Source organism: Mycobacterium paraseoulense (assembly GCF_010731655.1).
Classification (GTDB): domain Bacteria; phylum Actinomycetota; class Actinomycetes; order Mycobacteriales; family Mycobacteriaceae; genus Mycobacterium; species Mycobacterium paraseoulense.
This window is the reverse complement of record NZ_AP022619.1, coordinates 115,026-135,220: the sequence shown is the minus strand read 5'-3', so window position 1 is coordinate 135,220 and position 20,195 is coordinate 115,026. Positions and strand designations below refer to the sequence as shown.

At 70.7% G+C, this 20,195-nt stretch carries 17 protein-coding genes; 5 read left to right on the top strand and 12 right to left on the bottom strand.

Features of this window, described 5'->3' with window-relative positions:
* The gene (locus G6N51_RS00685; protein WP_142275300.1) at positions 1 to 951 is read left to right on the top strand and encodes an IS481 family transposase; all 951 of its coding nucleotides are present in this window, start codon (positions 1 to 3) and stop codon (positions 949 to 951) included.
* Between the two features lie 22 nt (positions 952 to 973).
* On the opposite strand, the gene aroQ is transcribed toward G6N51_RS00685, so the two are convergent.
* The 10 genes from aroQ to G6N51_RS00635 form a co-directional block, all read right to left on the bottom strand.
* The gene (gene aroQ / locus G6N51_RS00680) at positions 974 to 1,402 is read right to left on the bottom strand and encodes a type II 3-dehydroquinate dehydratase (protein ID WP_142275274.1); all 429 of its coding nucleotides are present in this window, start codon (positions 1,400 to 1,402) and stop codon (positions 974 to 976) included.
* A 17-nt stretch (positions 1,403 to 1,419) separates the two neighbouring features.
* The gene (gene aroB / locus G6N51_RS00675; RefSeq protein WP_083176474.1) at positions 1,420 to 2,517 is read right to left on the bottom strand and encodes a 3-dehydroquinate synthase; all 1,098 of its coding nucleotides are present in this window, start codon (positions 2,515 to 2,517) and stop codon (positions 1,420 to 1,422) included.
* Positions 2,514 to 3,050, bottom strand: a complete 537-nt coding sequence (locus G6N51_RS00670; protein WP_083176476.1) for a shikimate kinase — start codon at positions 3,048 to 3,050, stop codon at positions 2,514 to 2,516. Before G6N51_RS00670 ends, aroB begins: the two co-directional genes overlap by 4 nt.
* The gene (aroC, locus tag G6N51_RS00665; protein ID WP_083176478.1) at positions 3,050 to 4,264 is read right to left on the bottom strand and encodes a chorismate synthase; all 1,215 of its coding nucleotides are present in this window, start codon (positions 4,262 to 4,264) and stop codon (positions 3,050 to 3,052) included. Before aroC ends, G6N51_RS00670 begins: the two co-directional genes overlap by 1 nt.
* A 56-nt stretch (positions 4,265 to 4,320) precedes the next feature.
* On the bottom strand, positions 4,321 to 4,755 hold the full coding sequence (locus G6N51_RS00660) for a prepilin peptidase (RefSeq protein WP_083176480.1): 435 nt from the start codon (positions 4,753 to 4,755) through the stop codon (positions 4,321 to 4,323).
* Positions 4,756 to 4,766: 11 nt separating this feature from the next.
* The gene (locus G6N51_RS00655) at positions 4,767 to 5,594 is read right to left on the bottom strand and encodes a shikimate dehydrogenase (protein ID WP_083176482.1); all 828 of its coding nucleotides are present in this window, start codon (positions 5,592 to 5,594) and stop codon (positions 4,767 to 4,769) included.
* A complete protein-coding gene (gene mltG, locus G6N51_RS00650) occupies positions 5,572 to 6,813 on the bottom strand; it encodes an endolytic transglycosylase MltG (protein WP_083176484.1) in 1,242 nt (413 codons plus the stop codon). Before mltG ends, G6N51_RS00655 begins: the two co-directional genes overlap by 23 nt.
* Positions 6,806 to 7,315 (bottom strand): Holliday junction resolvase RuvX, encoded by a 510-nt coding sequence (gene ruvX, locus G6N51_RS00645; RefSeq protein WP_083176486.1) that lies wholly within the window; start codon positions 7,313 to 7,315, stop codon positions 6,806 to 6,808. The genes mltG and ruvX overlap by 8 nt, the downstream gene beginning before the upstream one ends.
* Complete coding sequence (alaS, locus tag G6N51_RS00640) at positions 7,316 to 10,021, bottom strand: alanine--tRNA ligase (protein WP_083176488.1); 2,706 nt, start codon at positions 10,019 to 10,021, stop codon at positions 7,316 to 7,318. It abuts the gene before it with no gap.
* A gap of 84 nt (positions 10,022 to 10,105) precedes the next feature.
* Complete coding sequence (locus G6N51_RS00635; protein ID WP_174814354.1) at positions 10,106 to 10,495, bottom strand: secondary thiamine-phosphate synthase enzyme YjbQ; 390 nt, start codon at positions 10,493 to 10,495, stop codon at positions 10,106 to 10,108.
* A 176-nt stretch (positions 10,496 to 10,671) separates the two neighbouring features.
* Here G6N51_RS00635 and G6N51_RS00630 point away from each other — a divergent pair, with 176 nt between their 5' ends.
* Positions 10,672 to 11,295 carry a hypothetical protein gene (locus G6N51_RS00630; protein ID WP_083176492.1) on the top strand — a complete coding sequence of 208 codons (624 nt, stop codon included), beginning with the start codon at positions 10,672 to 10,674 and terminating at the stop codon, positions 11,293 to 11,295.
* A gap of 17 nt (positions 11,296 to 11,312) precedes the next feature.
* Here the strand turns inward: G6N51_RS00630 and G6N51_RS00625 are convergent, their stop codons facing one another.
* Together G6N51_RS00625 and G6N51_RS00620 are read right to left on the bottom strand one after the other, a co-directional pair.
* The gene (locus tag G6N51_RS00625) at positions 11,313 to 11,648 is read right to left on the bottom strand and encodes a hypothetical protein (protein WP_083176494.1); all 336 of its coding nucleotides are present in this window, start codon (positions 11,646 to 11,648) and stop codon (positions 11,313 to 11,315) included.
* Positions 11,645 to 13,021: a replication-associated recombination protein A gene (locus G6N51_RS00620; RefSeq protein ID WP_083176496.1), complete on the bottom strand. Its 1,377-nt coding sequence runs from the start codon at positions 13,019 to 13,021 to the stop codon at positions 11,645 to 11,647. Before G6N51_RS00620 ends, G6N51_RS00625 begins: the two co-directional genes overlap by 4 nt.
* A gap of 92 nt (positions 13,022 to 13,113) precedes the next feature.
* On the opposite strand from G6N51_RS00620, the gene G6N51_RS00615 reads away from it, so the two are divergent.
* The 3 genes from G6N51_RS00615 (at position 13,114) to G6N51_RS00605 (ending at position 20,191) form a co-directional block, all read left to right on the top strand.
* Positions 13,114 to 14,115, top strand: a complete 1,002-nt coding sequence (locus G6N51_RS00615; protein ID WP_163750598.1) for a hypothetical protein — start codon at positions 13,114 to 13,116, stop codon at positions 14,113 to 14,115.
* A gap of 89 nt (positions 14,116 to 14,204) precedes the next feature.
* The gene (locus G6N51_RS00610) at positions 14,205 to 17,525 is read left to right on the top strand and encodes a transglutaminase family protein (RefSeq protein WP_083176744.1); all 3,321 of its coding nucleotides are present in this window, start codon (positions 14,205 to 14,207) and stop codon (positions 17,523 to 17,525) included.
* Positions 17,525 to 20,191, top strand: coding sequence for a circularly permuted type 2 ATP-grasp protein (locus G6N51_RS00605; RefSeq protein ID WP_083176746.1), 2,667 nt, complete (start codon positions 17,525 to 17,527; stop codon positions 20,189 to 20,191). Before G6N51_RS00610 ends, G6N51_RS00605 begins: the two co-directional genes overlap by 1 nt.
* Positions 20,192 to 20,195 lie beyond the last annotated feature (4 nt).

The following is a 20,195-nucleotide window of genomic DNA, read 5'->3' as shown; positions in this document are numbered from 1 at the left end:
GTGTCCCACCGTAATGCCCGCACGACGTTTCATGGTCGACTGCTCATCGTCGAACGTCACCAAAGCGGATGGAAGCAAGCCCAGATCGCTGAGGCGATGGGAATCTCCCGCAAGTGTGTCCACACCTGGATCAGCCGTTATGCCGCTGAGGGATCAGTCGGGCTGTTTGATCGGTCCTCGCGTCCGCACTGCTCACCCCGGCGCACACCGGCGGCTGTTGAGCAGCAGGTCCTGGCGGCACGCCGTGAGCATCGGCGTGGCCCGGATTGGCTGGGTCCAGAATTGGGAGTGCCGGCCCGCACGGTCGGACGCATCTTGCGCCGCCACGGCCAGCCCTACCTGCGTGACTGTGATCCGATGACGGGAGCGGTGATCAAGGCCGCGAAGGCTACCGCGGTGCGCTACGAGCGAGACCGTCCCGGCGAATTGGTCCACGTCGATGTCAAGAAACTCAGCCGCATCCCCGACGGTGGTGGGTGGCGAGCTCATGGGCGCAGCGAAGAGGTCCGCGGCCGCGGCAACGGCTATGACTACGTGCACTCGATGGTCGATGACCACAGCCGACTCGCCTATTCCGAGATCCTGCCCGACGAGAAAGGTCCAACGTGTGCGGGCTTCATCGAGCGGGCCGCTGACTATTTTGTGGCGCAAGGCATTTCACGCATCGAACGCATCATCACCGACAACCATCTCAGCTATCGTCGGTCAGCTGCTGTGGCAGCCGTTATTGCCCAGCTCAGCACCAGGCATCTGTTCATCAAACCGCACTGCCCCTGGCAGAACGGCAAGGTAGAGAGATTCAACCGCACCCTGCAAACCGAGTGGTGCTACCGCAGAGTTTTTACCTCCAACGCCGAGCGGGCAAACGCCCTTGCCCCATGGCTCGAGTTCTACAACACTCAACGACGCCACAGCGCACTCGACGGACTACCACCCATCAGCCGACTGTGACCAACCTCGTGGCCGAGTACACCTAGCCCTTGGCGGCTTCCGCCAGATACCGCAGGGCCAGCAGGTAGCCCTGGATCCCCAGCCCGACGATCACACCGGTCGCGACCGGGCTGAGATACGAGTGACGCCGAAACTCCTCGCGCGCATGCACATTGGAGATGTGCACCTCGATCAGGGGCGCGCGCAACTCGGCGCACGCATCGCGCAGCGCCACCGAGGTGTGGGTGAGGCCGCCGGCGTTGAGGATCACCGGTTCGCCCGCATCGGCGGCCGAATGAATCCAGTCCAGCAATTGGGATTCGTTGTCGCTTTGGCGCACAACGGCTTTCAGCCCGAGCGCGGCGGCCTCCCGCTCGATCAGCGCGGCCAGTTCCTCGTGCGTGGTGTCCCCGTACACCTCGGGCTCGCGGCGGCCCAGCCGGCCCAGGTTCGGGCCGTTGATGACTTGCACGTTACCGTTGACCGTGGTCACGAGGCGTCCTCCGCGTCGGACAGCCCCGCGTAGGCCGCCGCCAGCAGCGACGGGTCCGGCCCGGCCAGCCGCCCCGGCTTGGCCAGCCCGTCGAGGACCACGAACCGCAGCACACCGGCGCGCGATTTCTTGTCCTGGGCCATGTATTCGAGCAGCTGCGGCAGCGCATCGGGGTCGTAGCTGACCGGCAGGCCGAGCGCCGACAGCACGGTGCGATGCCGGCGTGCGGTCGCGTCGTCGAGCCGGCCGGCGAGGCGGGCCAGCTCCGCGGCGAACACCAGGCCCACCGACACCGCGGCGCCGTGGCGCCACTCGTAGTGCTCCCTGCGCTCGATCGCGTGCGCCAATGTGTGGCCGTAGTTCAGGATTTCGCGCAGCTCCGACTCCTTCTCGTCGGCGGCGACCACCCGCGCCTTGACCGCGATCGAACGCCGGATCAGCTCGGGCAGCACCGCACCGGCGGTGTCCACGGCGACCCGCGGGTCCGCCTCGATGAGATCGAGGATCACCGGGTCGGCGATGAAGCCGGCCTTGACCACCTCGGCCATTCCGGCGACGAGCTCGTTGTGCGGCAACGTTTCCAGGGTCGCCAGGTCGGCGAGCACGGCCAGCGGCTGGTGGAACGCGCCCACCAGGTTCTTGCCCGCGTCGGTGTTGATTCCCGTCTTGCCGCCGACGGCCGCGTCGACCATGCCGAGCAACGTGGTGGGAATGTGGACGATGTCGACGCCGCGCAGCCAAGTGGCCGCCGCGAACCCGGCGACGTCGGTGGCGGCGCCGCCGCCGAGGCTCACCAACGCGTCTCTGCGGTCAATCCCGATGCGGCCGAGCACCTCCCAGAGGAAGCCGACGACCGGCAGGTCCTTTCCGGCTTCGGCGTCCGGGATTTCGATGCGGTGTGCGTCAACGCCCTTGTCCGCCAGGCGGCTTCGGATCGCTTCGGCGGTGTGTGCCAGCACCGGTTGGTGCACGACGGCCACGCGGTGCCGGTCGCAGAGGAGTTCGACGAGCTGGTCGCCCAAGTCGGTGCCGATGATCACCGGGTACGGCGGGTCGACGGCCACCTGCACGGTGACCGGCTCGGCGCTAGTCATGGCGCGGCCTCCGCGTGAGCGTTCTCGGGTGTCTGCAGCCTGGACACGATGTAGCGCACCACCGCCCCGGGATTGCGTCGGTTGGTGTCGACGCGGATGGTCGACACCCGCCGGTACAGCGGGACCCGTTGGGCCATCAGCGCTTTGAACTTCTCGGCACGGTCGGGGCCTGCCAGCAGCGGCCGCACGGCGCCGCCGCCGGTGCGGCGCACCCCTTCGCCGGCGCTGATCTCGAGGTAGATGACGGTGTGGCCGGCGAGCGCCTCGCAGACCCCCGGGCTGGTGACCGCCCCGCCACCGAGCGACACCACGCCGTCGTGATCGGCCAGCGCGGCGCGCACCACGCCCTCCTCGATACGGCGGAACTCCTGCTCGCCGTCGGAGGCGAAGATGTCGGCGATGCGACGCCCGGTCTGCTGTTCGAGGGCCGCGTCGGTGTCGAGGAACTCGACGCCGAGCGCCTTGGCCAGTCGCCGCCCGATGGTGGACTTGCCCGAGCCCGGCAGCCCGACGAGCACCGCCTTGGGCGCCATCACGCGGTACCCCGCGCGGCCGGCGCTTCCCGGTCGGCGACCGCGCGCTGATACGCCTCGATGTTGCGTCGGGTCTCGGTGAGCGAGTCGCCGCCGAACTTCTCCAGCGCCGCGCGGGCCAGCACCAGCGCCACCATGGCCTCGACGACGACGCCGGCGGCCGGCACCGCGCACACGTCCGAGCGCTGGTGGATGGCGACGGCCTCGTCGCCGGTCGCCATGTCGACGGTGGCCAGCGCCCGCGGCACGGTGGAGATGGGTTTCATCGCGGCGCGCACCCGCAGCGGCTGGCCGTTGGTCATGCCGCCCTCGAGCCCGCCGGCGCGGTTGGTGGAACGGACGACGCCGTCGGGCCCGGGATACATCTCGTCGTGAGCGCGGCTGCCGCGGCGGCGCGCCGTCTCGAAGCCGTCGCCGATCTCCACGCCCTTGATGGCCTGGATGCCCATGACCGCGGCGGCCAGCTGACTGTCGAGCCGGTTGTCGCCGCTGGTGAACGAGCCCAGCCCGACCGGCAGGCCCACGGCCACCACCTCGACCACACCGCCGAGGGTGTCGCCGTCCTTCTTGGCCGCCTCGATCTCGGCGATCATCGCCTCTTCGGCGGCCTTGTCGAAGGCGCGCACCGGGCTGTCGTCGATCGCGGGCAGGTCTTCGGGGCGCGGGGGCGGGCCATCGTAGGGCGCCGACGGGCCGATCGCGATGACGTGGGAGAGCACGTCGACACCGAGCGCCTGGCGCAGGAAGGAGCGCGCGACCGTGCCCGCCGCGACGCGGGCGGCGGTCTCGCGGGCGCTGGCCCGCTCCAGCACCGGCCGGGCGTCGTCGAAGCCGTACTTGAGCATGCCCGCGTAATCGGCGTGGCCGGGCCGCGGCCTGGTGAGCGGTTCGTTCCGCGCCGAGTTTTCCAGGTCGGCCGCTCGCTCCGAGTCGACCGGATCGGCGGCCATCACGGTCTCCCACTTCGGCCACTCGGTGTTGCCGATCTCGATCGCGATGGGACCGCCCAGGGTGATGCCGTGGCGCACCCCGGACAGCACGGTGACCGCGTCGCGCTCGAACTTCATCCGCGCGCCGCGGCCGTAACCGAGCCGGCGGCGGGCCAATTGGTCGGCGATGTCGGTCGAGTTGACCTCCACGCCGGCGACCATGCCTTCGACCAAGGCCACCAACGCGCGGCCATGCGACTCCCCGGCGGTGATCCAGCGCAACACCCGATCATCTTCCCATGTGTGCCCCGGCGGGCTTAAATCCGCGCGCCGCCTCCGGGTCACACGAGAACCAGCCCGATCGCGGCGGCGGTGGCCACGCACATCGACGGGCCGTGCGGCAGCGGCGCGGCGCCCGCGCCGCCGACGAGCCGGCCCGCCAGGGCCCAGGTCACGGTCAGCAGCGGCGCGGCCAGCGCCGCCAGGAACCACACCCCGGCGCCGAAACAGCCGGCCAGCGCTCCCAGGCCGATCGCGAGCTTGACGTCCCCGGCGCCCATCCCCGCCGGGGCCACCAGGTGCACCGCCAGATAGGTCGCGGTCAGCGCCGCCGCCCCGGCGAGCGCGGGCCAGCCGCGCCCGGCCCCGGCCGCCGCCAGCAGGATCGCCGCGGCGCCGGGCAGCGTCAACAGATTCGGTAACCGGCGCTCGCGGACGTCGTAGCCGCTCAGCACCGCCAGCCAGGCCAGCACCACCACCGCCGCCGTCACCCGCATGCGGTGCGACGTTAGGCCAGGGCGGCGGCCATGGCCTCGCGCGGCGCCGGGAGCCCTGTGAATAGCTCGACTTGGGTGAACGCCTGGTGCAGCAGCATCTGCAGCCCGCTGATCACGCGGCCGCCGGCGGCGGCCACCGCGGCGGCCAGCGGCGTGGGCCACGGGTCGTAGACGGCGTCGAGCAGCACCGGGATCGGCGCGAAGGTGTCCGCGTACCGGGCCGCGACGTCCGCGGGGATGGTGCTGACCAGCACCTCCGCGCCGGCCACCGCGCCGGCCAGCCCGTCGCTGTCCAGACCGACGAACCGCGTCGGCACCCCGATCCCCATGCCGAGTTCCACCAGCCGGGCCGCCTTGTCGGGGTTGCGCGCGACGACGGTGATGGCGCTGACGCCCAGTTGGGCCAGCCCCAGGACGGCCGCCGGCGCGGTGCCGCCCGATCCACAGACCAGCGCCGGCCCGTCCGCTTCCCCTTGTGACGCCAGCGCCCCCGCGACGCCGTCGATGTCGGTGTTGTCGGCCCGCCAGCCCGCCGACGTGCGGACCAGGGTGTTGGCCGACCCGACCCGCTCGGCGCGTTCGGTGCGCTCGTCGGCGAACCGCAGCGCGGCGAACTTGCCGGGCATCGTCACCGACACCCCGACCCACTCGGGGCCGAACCCGCCGACGACCGCGGGCAGCCGCTCGGCGTCGCACTCGATGCGCTCGTAGGTCCAGTCGGGCAGCCCCAGCGCCCGGTAGGCGGCCAGGTGCAGTTGCGGGGACTTCGAGTGGGCGACCGGCTTGCCGAGCACCGCCGCCTTTCGGGCTCCGCCGTCAGCGCGCGCTGTCGAGGACACCGTTGCGCTTAGCCAGCTCGATATTGGCCAGGTGCTGCTGATAATCCTTGGTGAACAGCGTCGTGCCCTGGGCGTCGATGGTGACGAAGTACAACCAGTCCCCGGGCTCGGGATGCTCGGCGGCGTGCAGCGCGTCGACGCCGGGCGAACAGATCGCCGTCGCCGGCAGACCCTGCGACACGTAGGTGTTCCACGGCGTCTTCTGGGCCCGGTCGGCGTCGGTGGTGGCCACCTCGCGGCGGTCCAGCGGGTAGTTGACCGTCGAGTCGAATTCCAGCGTGTGGTGGGCGTGCAGGCGGTTGTAGATGACCTGGGCGACCTTCGCGAAGTCCTGCGATTTGGACTCCTGCTCCACCAGCGACGCCACCACCAAAATGTCGTAGGGCGACAGCCCCATCGCCTGGGCGGTGTCCACCAGCCCGGACTTCACGTACTCGACCGCGCCGGCGCTGATCAGGCCGGACAGGATCGTCTCGGCCGAGGCCGACGGGTCGACGTTGAAGGTGCCCGGTGCGATCAGGCCCTCGATCCGGCGATGGTCCTTGCCGAGCTCGGTGAACGGCTCGACGGCCCACGGCGGCACCGCCAGCGCGGCGGGGGTGCTGTTGGTCGCGGCCGCCCGCAGCTCCTCCACGGCGACGCAGCGCTGGTTGCCGTCCAGGGTCACGCACGTGGAGCGGGAGATCAGCGTCAGGATGCCCGGGGTCACCTTGTTGGTCTTCATGTCGGTGGTGTCGTCGAGCTGACGGCCCTCCGGGATCACCAGCCGGCCCACCCGGTTGTTCGGGTCGGCCAGCCGGGCGACGGCGCTGGCCGCCGGGATTTCGGTGCGCACCCGGTAGAAGCCGGGCTGGATCGAGGAGATCTTGCTGTTGCCGTGCGCGGCGTTGACGAATGCCCGGACGGTCTTGACCACCTGCTCGTGCTGCAGCGTCTCCCCGACCATGGTCGTCGAGTCGCCGTCCTTGATCTGGATCACGATGTCGCGCGTGCCGCTCCCGGTGTAGTCGTCGCCGGATCCGAACACCGTGTGCCAGAGCTTGGCGCCGATGAAAACCCCCACCAGCACGACGACGGCGACGACCGCGAGCACGATCTTGCCGGCGAACCGCCGGCGGCGACGCCCCCGCTCGGCCCGGTTCCGGGCGACGCGGCTGCGCTTTCGCGACGAACCGACCGCCTCGGGCTCGGCCCGCGGGCGCCGTGCGCTGTCAACCATCGGTGCGCTCCCCCGCCGATAAGGTGGCGCGCCGTTGATCGAGCCAGCTCTGCAGGATGGCCACCGCGGCCGCCTGGTCGATCACCGCCCGCTGCTCTCTGGCGCGCACACCGGCCGCGCGCAGCGACCGCTGCGCGCTGACGGTGGTCAGGCGCTCGTCGGCCAGCCGCACGGGTGTGGGGGCGATCCGCTGGGCGAGCGTCTCGGCCAGCTCCATGGCGTCGATCGCCGACGGGCCGGTGCGGTCGGCCAGCGTCCGCGGCAGCCCGACGACCACCTCGACCGCCCCGAGCTCCGCGGCCAGCTCGGCCAGCCGCCGCACGTGTTTGCCGGAGCGGTCGCGGCGCACGGTTTCCACCGGCGTGGCCAGGATGCCGTCGGGGTCGCTGCAGGCGACGCCGATACGCACACTGCCGACGTCGATGCCGATCCGTCGTCCGCGTCCGGGATCCTGGTCAGGGTCGCCCGGCCGGTCGGGCAAGCGATGCTGTACGGGAACCACTCAACCGACCCGCGCTATCTCGGAGCGGATCGCTTCGAGCGCCGCGTCGATGCGGGTCGGGTCCTTCCCCGAACCCTGGGCCAGGTCCGGTTTGCCCCCGCCGCGGCCGTCGACGGTCGCGGCCAGCTGCTTGATCAGGTCGTTGGCGCGGATTCCGAGGTCCTGGGCGGCGGGGTTCGCAGCGACCGCGTACGGCACGCTGCCGCCCTCGCCCTCCGCGATCAGCGCCACCACCGCGGGATCGCTGCCGAGCTTGCCGCGGATGTCACCCACCAGGGAACGCAGGTCGCCGGCCGTCATCCCCGCCGACATCCGTTGCGCCACCACACGGACGTTACCGATCCGCTCCGCGCCGGCCGCAGCGTTGGTCGCCGCGGCGCGCGCGCCGGCCAGCCGGGCGCGTTCGAGCTCCTTCTCGGCGGCCTTGAGCCGCTCCACCAGGCCGGCCACCCGGGCCGGCACCTCGTCGGAGGGCACCTTCAGCGACGACGCCAGCCCCGCCATCAGGGCGCGTTCCTTGGCCAGGTGGCGGAACGAGTCCAGCCCGACGTAGGCCTCCACCCGGCGGACGCCGGACCCGACCGACGATTCGCCCAGGACGGTCACCGGTCCGATCTGAGCCGAGTTGTGCACGTGGGTGCCACCGCAGAGCTCCAGCGAGAACGGCCCGCCGATCTCCACCACGCGGACCTCGTCCGGGTAGGCCTCGCCGAACATCGCCATTGCGCCCATCGCCTTGGCCTTCTCCAGCTGCTCGGTGAACGTGTGCACCTCGAAGTCGGCCTGCACGGCCTGGTTGGTGACCTCCTCGACCTGGGTGCGTTGGTCCTCGGACAGCGGTCCCTGCCAGTTGAAGTCGAAACGCAGGTAGCCGGGACGGTTCAGCGAACCCGCCTGAACGGCGTTGGGGCCCAGCACCTGTCGCAGCGCCGCGTGCACCATGTGGGTACCCGAGTGACCCTGGGTGGCGCCGCGACGCCATTCCGGGTCGACCGCCGCGACGACGGTGTCGCCCTCCACGAACTCCCCGGACTCGACGTTGACCCGGTGCACCCACAGGGTTTTGGCGATCTTCTGCACGTCGGTGACCGCCGCGCGGGCGCACTCTGAGGCTCCCGTTCCGCTGATCGTGCCCTCGTCGGCGATCTGCCCGCCCGACTCGGCGTAGAGCGGCGTGCGGTCGAGCACCAGCTCGACCTGGTGCGCCCCGGCCCCGTCCGTTTGCGGGCCGTGGGTGACCACCGGAACCCGCTTGCCGTCGACGAAGATGCCTAAAATCCTTGCCTCGGAGGACAATTCGTCGAATCCGGTGAATTCGGTGGGGCCCGCATCGACCAGCTCACGGTAGGCACTCAGGTCGGCGTGCGCGTGCTTGCGGGCGGCCGCGTCGGCCTTGGCCCGGCGACGCTGCTCGGCCATCAATTCGCGGAAGCCGATCTCGTCGACCTGCAGGCCGGCCTCGGCGGCCATCTCCAGGGTCAGCTCGATCGGGAAGCCGTAGGTGTCGTGCAGCGTGAAGGCGTCCGCTCCGGAGATCGCCTTGGCCCCGGCGGCTTTGGTGGTGCCGGCCACCTCGTCGAACAGCTTGGAGCCGGCGACCAGCGTGCGGTTGAAGGCGGTCTCCTCGGCGACGGCGATGCGCCTGATCCGGTCGTAATCGGCGACCAGTTCGGGATACGACGGCCCCATCGCGTCCCGCACGGTGGCCATCAGCTCGCCGACGATCGGCCCCTCGATGTCGAGCAGCTTGGCCGACCGGATCACCCGGCGCAGCAGCCGGCGCAGCACGTACCCGCGCCCGTCGTTGCCCGGTGTGACGCCGTCACCGATCAGGATCGCCGCGGTGCGGCTGTGATCGGCGATGACCCGGTAGCGCACATCGTCGGAGTGGTCGCCGGCGTCATAGCCGCGCGGCGCGCGGGCGGCCACCGCATCGATGACCGGGCGCAGCAGGTCGGTCTCGTAGACGTTGTGCACCCCCTGCAGGATGAACGCGACCCGCTCGACGCCCATGCCGGTGTCGATGTTCTTGCGGGGCAACGGCCCCAGGATTTCAAAGTCGGTCTTGCCGGTGCCCTCGCCGCGTTCGTTCTGCATGAACACGAGGTTCCAGATCTCGATGTAGCGGTCTTCGTTGGCCACCGGGCCGCCGCCCACCCCGAACTCTTCCCCCCGGTCGTAGTAGATCTCCGACGACGGGCCACACGGCCCGGGGATCCCCATGGACCAGTAGTTGTCCTCCATGCCGCGCCGCTGGATCCGCTCGGGCGGCAGGCCGGCGATCTCCTGCCACAGCTGCACGGCCTCGTCGTCGTCGAAATAGACCGTCGTCCAGATTCTCTCGGGGTCCAGGCCATAGCCACCCTCGGGCACGCCCTTGGTGAGCAGAGTCCACGCCAGCTCGATCGCGCGGCGCTTGAAATAGTCGCCGAACGAGAAGTTGCCGGCCATCTGGAAGAAGGTGTTGTGCCGGGTGGTGATGCCCACCTCGTCGATGTCGGGTGTGCGGATGCACTTCTGGATGCTGGTGGCCGTCGGGTACGGCGGTGTGCGGGCCCCCAGGAAGTACGGCACGAACTGGACCATGCCCGCGTTGACGAACAGCAGGTTGGGGTCGTCGAGAATCACCGATGCGCTCGGCACCTCGGTGTGGCCCGCCTTCACGAAATGATCAAGAAACCGCTTCCTGATCTCGTGTGTCTGCACTGTTGGGTCCGCTTCTTCCCTGTTTGCTCGTTGCGTGGACGTCTATTCCAGCCTATTCGCCGGCAGTGGAGGGCTACCGGGCCGCTAACCCTCCAGGAAGCTCAGCCGCACCGAGCGTTGTGGGTTGTCGCGGTTCAGGTCGACCAGCACGATGCTTTGCCAGGTCCCCAGCATCGGCTCACCGCCGGAAACCGGAACCGTCACCGACGGCGCGACCAGCGCCGGCATCACGTGGTCGGCGCCGTGGCCCGGTGAGCCGTGCGAGTGCCGGTAGCGGTCGTCGCGCGGGAGCAGTCGTTCCAGCGTGTCGAGCAGGTCGTCGTCGGAACCGGCTCCGGTCTCGATGATGGCCACCCCGGCCGTCGCGTGTGGGACGAACACGTTGCACAGGCCGTCGCCGCGCGACCAGCAGAAGCCCCGCACCGCCTCGGTCAGATCGACGATGCGGCGCCGTGTCGTGTCCACGTCCAGCACATCGGTATGCATCGCCGACCAGCCTACGGCGCCCCCACTGTGACCAGCCAATCGTTTGTGAGCGCGGCCACATCAGGGCATTGCGGCGCGTCGCGGGCAGGAGGAAGGTAACTGGTAGGCCCGGGTGGCCGCCACCGGGGCCCATTCGATACAAGCCCCTACAGAGGAGGCCGGCCGTGTACGCACGCTCTACCACCATCCAGGCGCAACCCTTATCCGTCGACATCGGGATCGCGCACGTGCGCGACGTCGTCATGCCGGCCCTCGAGGGCATCGACGGGTGTGTCGGACTGTCACTGTTGGTCGACCGGCAGTCCGGGACCTGCATCGCCACCAGCTCGTGGGACAGCATCGACGCGATGCGCGCCAGCGCCGAACGGGTCGCCCCGATCCGCGATCAGGCCGCGTTGATGTTCGACGGCAGCGCCCGGGTCGAGGAATGGGACATCGCTTTGCTGCACCGCGACCATCACTCCCGCCAGGGGGCCTGCGTGCGGGCCACCTGGCTCAAGGTGGTGCCCGATCAGCTCAGCCGGTCGCTGGACTTCTACCGGTCCTCGGTGCTGCCGGAGATGGAGGAGCTCGACGGGTTCTGCAGCGCCAGCCTGCTGGTCGACCATCCGGCGTGCCGGCGGGCGGTGTCGTGCTCGACGTTCGACTCGATGGATGCCATGGCCCGCAATCGCGACCGGGCGACGGAGTTGCGCAGCAGACGCGTCCGCGAACTCGGCGCCGAGGTGATCGACGTGGCCGAATTCGAGCTGGCGATCGCCCACCTGCGGGTGCCCGAGCTGGTCTAAGAGCCGCGTAGGGCGGCTCAGGGCAAGGCGTCGCCGGGGAACCCGCGGCAGGGGTGCACCTCGAAGGTGAAAACGCCGCGGGCCACGCCGGGGTCGTCGGCCATGATGGCGGTGGTCTCCTCGACCGTCGCCGCGAACACCCCGATGCCGCACACGTCGGAGCCGTCGGTAACCGGCAGCACCACGGCCAGCACGCCGTCGTCACGCAGCCCGAAGTTGCGCCGCCCGTGCTCCCAGACGGTGCCGGGCGTCGACTCGTCGCCGAAGCCGGGCCCCTGTTTGAGGATGACGACGCTGTAGAGCTTGGCGCCGGCCAGCAGCTCGCCCATCTCCTCGTCGGTGAAGGTCTTCATGGCCGTCCTCGCTTCCTGCGGATGATCGCCCGCAACCGCTCCAGCCGCCCGGCCATCTCCCGCTCGCCGCCGCGGCCGGTGGGCCGGTAGTAGTCCACCCCCACCAGCTCGTCCGGCGGATATTGCTGGGCGACGACGCCGTCGGGGTCGTTGTGCGAGTACTGGTATCCCTGCGCGTGCCCCAGCGCCGCCGCGCCGGAATAGTGCCCGTCGCGCAGATACGGCGGCACCAGGCCGGCCTTGCCCGCCTTGATGTCGTCCATCGCCGCGGCCAGCGCGGTGGTGACGGAGTTGGACTTGGGCGCGGTGGCCAGATGGATGGTGGCGTGCGCCAGCGTCAACTGGGCCTCGGGCATGCCGATCAGCTGCACGGTGTGGGCGGCGGCCACCGCGATCTGCAGTGCGCTCGGGTCGGCCATGCCGATGTCCTCGCTGGCCAGGATCATCAGCCGGCGCGCCAGGAACCGCGGGTCCTCCCCGGCCACCAGCATGCGGGCCAGGTAGTGCAGCGCCGCGTCGACGTCCGAGCCGCGCACCGACTTGATGAAGGCGCTGATGACGTCGTAGTGCTGGTCGCCGTCGCGGTCGTAGCGCACCGCGGCCTTGTCCAGCGACTGCTCGATGGTCTCGACGGTGACGGACTCGCCGGCTGCCTGCGCCGTTTCAGACGCCACCTCCAGCGCGGTCAGCGCCCGCCGGGCATCGCCGGCGGCCAATCGCACCAGCAGGTCGACCGCGTCGGGCGTCACCGCGACCCGGCCGCCCAGCCCGCGGGGATCGTCGATCGCCCGCTGCACCACGGCGCGGATGTCGTCGGCGCTCAGCGGGCGCAGTTGCAGGATCAACGACCGGGACAGCAGGGGCGCCACCACCGAGAACGACGGGTTCTCGGTGGTCGCCGCCACCAGCAGCACCACCCGGTTCTCCACGGCCGACAGCAACGCGTCCTGCTGGGTCTTGGAGAACCGGTGCACCTCGTCGATGAACAACACCGTCTGCTCGCCGCGAAGCAGCGTCGACCGCGCCTTCTCGATGACGGCACGCACGTCCTTGACACCGGCGGACAGCGCCGACAGCGCCTCGAACCGGCGCCCGGTCGCCTGGGAGATCAGGGCGGCCAGTGTGGTCTTGCCGCTGCCCGGCGGGCCGTAGAGGATGGCCGACGCGACCCCCGATCCCTCGACGAGGCGGCGCAGCGGCGATCCGGGCGCCAGCAGGTGCTCCTGGCCCACCACCTCGTCCAGCGACGCCGGGCGCATGCGCACCGCCAGCGGCGCACCGGCCGACACGCCCAGGCCGTGGTCGCCCGCCGGCGCCGCGCCGGGCAGGTCACTGGGCATGTCAAACAGAGCGTCGGACACGGCTTCAGGCATACCACGCGAGATCAATCCGGGCGTCCCGGACGCATCTTTGCTAAGTTCCCGTGTGCGCGTGCCCACAGGTTGAGTCAACAGCTAGGACCGACATGAGCCAGCCTCCCGAGTATCCAGGCACCCCGGCCGACCCGCACGGCAGCGAGCACAACCCTCCGGGCTATCCCCCGCCGCCCAACTACGGCGCACCGCCGCCCGGTTACAGCGCACCGCCCCCCGGTTACGGCGCACCGCCCCCCGGTTACGGCGCACCGCCAAACCCACCCCCCGGCTACGGCCCGCCACCCGGCTACGGCCCGCCACCCGGCTACGGCGCACCACCGCCCGGCTACGGCCCGCCGCAGGGGTACGGCGCCCCGCCCAAGCCCGCGTTCAGCATCGGTGAGGCCTTCAGCTGGGCGTGGAACACCTTCACCAAGAACGCCGTCGCGTTGATCGTCCCCACCCTGGTGTACGGGCTGCTGATTGGCCTGGCCACCGCGCTGATCACGCTGAGCCAGAACATGAACACGGCGACGACTTCCGACGACTACGACTTCACCTTCACGACGAACCTGACCGGACCCGGGTATGGACTGCTGGCCCTCGGCTACCTGATCGCCTACGCGGTAAGCGCATTCGCGCAGTCGGCGTTCCTGTCCGGCTGCCTCGACCTCGCCGACGGGCGCGCGGTGACCGTCGGGTCGTTCTTCAGGCCACGCAATCTCGGCATGGTGTTTCTCGCCGTGCTGATCGTCGAGGTGCTCACCTCGATCGCGTCGGCGTTGTGCTTCATCCCGGGTCTCGTGCTGGGCATCTTCACCCAGTTCACCGTCCCGTTCGTCATCGATCGCTCGGAGTCGGCCATCAAGGGCTTCACCTCCAGCTTCTCGCTCGTCGGGTCGAATTTCGTGAACGCGCTGCTGGTGTGGCTGGTCGCGTTCGCGTCCTTCATCGTCGGGTTGCTGTTGTGCGGTGTCGGCCTGTTGGTGGCGGCGCCGGTCGCGTCCCTGCTGATCATCTACGCCTACCGCAAGTTGACGGGCGGCCAGGTCGTCCCCGTGCCGCAGCCCGGTTACCAACCGGGTCCGCCGCCGGGGCCGCAGCCGGCGTAAGCGCCGGCCCGGGTTCGACGTTACGGCGCTGTTAGCCGCGGCTGCGGTGCGCTGCGGCCTTGTGCCGCCTGTGATGAGATCAGCTTGATATGAGCATCAAAGTCGCGCTGGAGCACCGCACCAGCTACACCTTCGACCGGCCGGTCCGGGTGTATCCGCATGTCGTTCGGCTGCGCCCGGCGCCCCATTGCCGCACACCGGTGGACGCCTACTCGCTGCGCGTCGAGCCCGAAGAGCACTTCATCAACTGGCAACAGGACGCCGTCGGGAATTTCCTTGCGCGCCTGGTGTTTCCGAATCCCACGCGGCGACTGACCATCACGGTCGGCCTGATCGCCGACCTCAAGGTGATCAACCCGTTCGACTTCTTCATCGAGGACTGGGCCGAGAAGTGGCCGGAGACCGGGTTGACCTACCCCAAGGAGCTCTCCGACGACCTGGAGCCATACCTGCGGCCCGTCGACGAGGACGGCCCGGGCTCTAGCGGGGCGGGCCCCGGCGAGCTCTCGCGGGCCTGGGTGCGCAACTTCTCGGTGCCGGCCGGGACGCGCACCATCGACGTGCTGGTCGCCCTCAACCGCGCCGTCAACGCCGACGTCGCCTACAGCGTGCGGATGGAACCCGGCGTCCAGACACCCGATCACACGCTGCGCACCGGGGTCGGCTCGTGCCGGGATTCGGCGTGGCTGCTGGTGTCGATACTGCGCCAGCTGGGGCTGGCGGCCCGCTTCGTGTCCGGCTATCTGGTGCAGCTGGCTTCCGACGTGGAGGCGCTCGACGGGCCGTCGGGCCCCGCCGCCGACTTCACCGACCTGCACGCCTGGACCGAGGTGTACATCCCCGGCGCCGGATGGATCGGGCTGGACCCGACGTCGGGATTGTTCGCCGGCGAAGGCCACATCCCGTTGGCGGCCACCCCGCAGCCGGCGTCCGCGGCGCCCATCAGCGGCGGCACCGAACCGTGCGAATCGGTGCTGGAGTTCTCCAACACCGTCACCCGCGTCCACGAGGACCCCCGCGTCACCCTGCCCTACGTCGACGCCGCGTGGCAGACGATCTGCGAGGTCGGCCAGCGCCTCGACGAGCGCCTGGCGGCCGCCGACGTGCGGTTGACCATCGGGGGTGAGCCCACGTTCGTGTCGGTGGACGATCAGGTCGCCGAAGAGTGGACCACGGCGGCCGACGGCCCGCACAAGCGGCGGCGCGCCTCCGACCTGGCCGCCCGCCTGAAGGCGGTGTGGGCGCCACACGGGTTGGTGCAGCGCGGACAGGGCCGCTGGTATCCGGGAGAACCGTTGCCGCGCTGGCAGATCGCGCTGTACTGGCGCACCGACGGGCGACCGCTGTGGACCGACGACGCGCTGCTGGCCGACCCGTGGGGCGACCGGCCGGACCCGGTCGACGTCGGCGCGGCCAACCGGCTGCTCGCCGGGGTCGCCGACGGGCTGGGACTGCCGCTTTCGCAGGTGCGGGCCGCCTACGAGGACCCGCTGCACCGGCTGATGACCAAGGTGCGGCAGCCCGAAGGCGACCCGGTGGAACCGGCCGACGACCTCGGCCAGGACGCTCCCGACGCCCGCGCCGCCCTGCTGGCCCGCCTCGACGAATCCGTCACGGCGCCAGCCGCTTTCGTTTTGCCGCTGCACCGCCGCGACGACGGTGCGGGCTGGGCGAGCGCCGACTGGCGGCTGCGCCGCGGTCGAATCGTGTTGCTGCCCGGCGACTCTCCGGCGGGCCTGCGGCTGCCGCTGGATTCCATCAGCTGGCGACCGCCGCGACCGTCGTTCGAGGCCGACCCGCAGACCGTCGGCGGCGCGCTGTCGGCGGAGTCGGGCACCGCGGTGGTGGAAGACTCCGACACCGCGCCGCCCACCGCGATGGTCGCCGAGGTTCGCGACGGGCTGCTCTACGTCTTCATCCCGCCCACCGAGGCGCTGGAACACTTCGTCGACCTCGTCGCCCGCGTCGAGGCCGCCGCCGCCAAGGCCGACTGCCCGGTCGTGATCGAGGGCTACGAGCCCCCGCCGGACCCCAGGCTGCGCTCGACGACGATCACCCCGGACCCCGGCGTCATCGAGGTCAACGTCGCGCCCACCGCCAGCTTCGCGGAGCAGAGTCGGCAACTCGAAACCCTGTACGAGCAGGCCCGGCTGGCCCGGTTGTCGACCGAGTCCTTCGATGTGGACGGCACCCACGGCGGCACCGGGGGCGGCAACCACATCACGCTCGGCGGCGTCACGCCCGCGGACTCGCCGCTGCTGCGGCGCCCCGACCTGCTGGTCTCGCTGCTGACCTATTGGCAGCGGCACCCGTCGCTCTCGTATCTGTTCGCCGGGCGGTTCGTCGGCACCACCTCGCAGGCCCCCCGAGTCGACGAGGGCCGGGCCGAGGCGCTGTACGAACTCGAGATCGCGTTCGCCGAAATCGCGCGGCTCTCCGCGGGCGGGGCCGCCAAGCCGTGGGTGATCGACCGCGCGCTGCGCCACCTGCTGACCGACATCACCGGCAACACCCACCGCGCCGAGTTCTGCATCGACAAGCTCTACAGCCCCGACAGCGCCCGCGGCCGGCTCGGCCTGCTGGAGCTGCGCGGGTTCGAGATGCCCCCGCACCTGCGCATGGCGATGGTGCAGTCGCTGCTGGTGCGCTCGCTGGTCGCGTGGTTCTGGGACGAGCCGCTACGCGCCCCGCTGATCCGCCACGGCGCCAACCTGCACGGCCGATACCTGTTGCCGCACTTCCTGATTCATGACATCGCCGACGTGGCGGCCGACCTGCGCGCGCACGGCATCGCGTTCGAGACCAGCTGGCTGGATCCGTTCACCGAGTTCCGCTTCCCGCGCATCGGCACCGCGGTTTTCGACGGCGTCGAGATCGAGCTGCGCGGAGCCATCGAGCCCTGGAACACCCTGGGCGAGGAGGCCACCGCCACCGGCACCGCCCGCTACGTCGACTCGTCGGTCGAGCGCATCCAGGTCCGCGTCATCGGCGCCGACCGCCACCGCTACGTGGTGACCGTCAACGGCTACCCGGTGCCGCTGCTGGCCACCGACAACGCCGACATCCACGTGGGCGGGGTGCGCTTCAAGGCCTGGCAGCCACCGAGCGCGCTGCACCCGACCATCAGCACCGACGTGCCGCTGCAGTTCGAACTGGTCGACCTGACGACGGGCACGGCGCGTGGCGGCTGCACCTATCACGTCGCGCATCCCGGTGGGCGGGCCTACGACGAGCCGCCCGTCAACGCCGTCGAAGCCGAGGCGCGCCGCGCCCGCCGCTTCGAGGCGACCGGCTTCACCCCCGGCAAGCTCGACCTGTCCGGCATCCGGGAGAAACAGGCCCGCATTTTCACCGACGTCGGCGCGCCGGGCATCCTTGACCTGCGCCGCGTGCGTACCGTTCAGCGGTAATGGTGTTTGCCGACAGGACATTCGGCGCCGGCATAGCCCCGGCCGCTGGTGGGCGCCACGAAGACGGCTACGACGCCGACCGGCTGCTGGCCGGCTACCGGGCCGCGCGCGCCCAGGAGGCGCTCTTCGACCTTCGGCACGGCCCGGCCGCCGGCTACGACGAATTCGTCGACCGGGACGGCAACGTGCGGCCGGCCTGGGCGGAGCTGGCCGACACCGTCGCGGAGCGCGGCCGGGCGGGGCTCGACCGGCTGCGCTCGGTGGTGCGCGGCCTGATCGACAGCGACGGCATCACCTATACCGACGTCGATCCCGGCCATGGCCTGGAGCCGCGGCCGTGGGTCCTGGACACGCTGCCGCTCGTGCTCTCGGCCGCGGAGTGGGAGGCGCTCGAGGCGGGGCTGGTCCAGCGGTCGCGGCTGCTCGACGCCGTGCTCGCCGACCTGTACGGGCAGCGCAGCCTGCTCACCGAGGGCGTGCTGCCGCCCGAGTTGCTGTTCGCCCATCCCGGTTATGTGCGCGCCGCCAACGGCATCGAAGTGCCCGGGCATCACCAGCTTTTCCTGCACGCCTGTGACGTCAGCCGGTTGCCGGACGGCGCCTTCCGGGTCAACGCCGACTGGACGCAGGCGCCGTCGGGCGCGGGCTACGCGCTCGCCGACCGGCGCGTCGTCGCGCACTCGATTCCCGATCTCTACGAACGGATCGTGCCACGCCCCACGACGCCGTTCGCCCAGGCGCTGCGGCTGGCCCTGATCGACGCCGCGCCCGACGACGCGCAGGACCCGGTTGTGGTGGTCCTCAGCCCGGGCATCTTCTCCGAAACCGCCTTCGACCAGGCGTATCTGGCCACGCTGCTGGGCTTCCCACTGGTGGAGAGCGCGGACCTGGTGGTGCGCGACGGCAAGCTGTGGATGCGCTCGCTGGGCACCTTGAAACGGGTCGACGTCGTCCTTCGCCGGGTCGACGCCGACTACACCGATCCCCTCGACCTGCGCGCCGACTCCCGCCTCGGCGTGGCCGGCCTGGTCGAGGCGTGCCACCGCGGGACGGTGACCGTCGTCAACACACTGGGCAGCGGCGTCCTCGAAAACCCCGGGCTGCTTCGGTTTTTGCCCACACTCTCCGAGCACCTGCTCTCCGAGGCGCCGCTGCTGCAAACGGCGCCGGTCTACTGGGGCGGCATCGCCGCCGAACGGTCGCACTTGCTGGCGAATCTGTCTTCGCTGCTGGTGAAGTCCACCGTCGGCGGGAAAACCCATGTCGGGCCGACTCTTTCGTCGTATCAGTTGGCGCAATTGGCCGCCCGAATCGAGAAGATGCCGTGGCAGTGGATCGGGCAGGAGCTGCCGCAATTCTCGTCGGCGCCCACCGACCACGCCGGGGTGTTGTCGTCGGCCGGCGTCGGCATCCGGTTGTTCAACGTCGCCCAGCGCGGCGGATACGCCCCGATGATCGGCGGCGTCGGCTACGTGCTGGCGCCCGGACCCGCCGCATACACGCTGCAAACCGTTGCCGCCAAGGATGTCTGGGTGCGTCCGACCGAGCGCGCGCGGGCCGAGGCGGTGAGCTTGCCGTCGCCGGTGCCGCCCGCGAAGACGGCTGCGGGCACCTGGGGCGTCAGCTCGCCGCGCGTGCTGTCGGACCTCTTCTGGATCGGCCGCTACGGCGAACGCGCGGAGAACATGGCGCGGCTGCTGCTCGTCGCAAGGGACAGGTTCCATGTCTACCGGCATCAGCAGCACACCGAGGAAAGCGAATGCGTGCCCGTGCTGATGGCCGCGCTGGCGCGGATCACCGGGCCCGACGACAGCGCCAGCGAGGTGGCCAGCGATGGGGCCGAGATGATCGCCGTCGCCCCCTCGACGCTGTGGTCGCTGACCGTGGATCCCGACCGGCCGGGATCCCTGCTGCAGTCGGTGGAGGGTCTGGCGCTGGCCGCCCGGGCGGTGCGCGACCAGATGTCCAACGACACCTGGATGGTGCTGGCCGGGGTGGAACGCGCGCTGGCTCAGCGGCGGGAGCCGCCGGATTCCCTGGCGGAGGCCGACGCGCTGCTCGCGTCGGCTCAGGTGCAGACGCTGTCCGGGATGCTGACCCTGGCGGGGGTGGCCGGGGAGTCGATGGTGCGCGACGTGGGCTGGACGATGATGGACATCGGCAAGCGGATCGAACGCGGCCTCTGGCTGACCGCGCTGCTGCGGTCCACGCTGACCGCCGTCCGCGGGCCCGCCGCCGAGCAGACGATCATCGAGGCGATGCTGGTGGCGTGCGAGTCCTCGGTCATCTACCGGCGCCGCACCGTGGGCAAGGTCAGCGTCGCGGCCGTGGCCGAGCTGATGCTGTTCGACGCGCAGAATCCGCGGTCGTTGCTGTATCAGGTCGAGCGGCTGCGGACCAACCTCAAGGACCTGCCGGGGGCATCGGGGTCATCGCGTCCGGAGCGGCTGGTGGACGAGATCGGCACCCTGCTGCGCCGCTCGCATCCCGCCGAGCTGGAACTCGTCAGCGCCGACGGGCTGCGCGCGGAGCTGGCCGACCTGCTCGGTGCGGTACACGCCGGGTTGCGCGAGCTGGCCGAAGTCATCACCACCACGCAGCTGGCGCTGCCCGGTGGCATGCAACCGCTGTGGGGTCCCGACGTGCGCCGGGTGATGCCGGCCTAGGGCT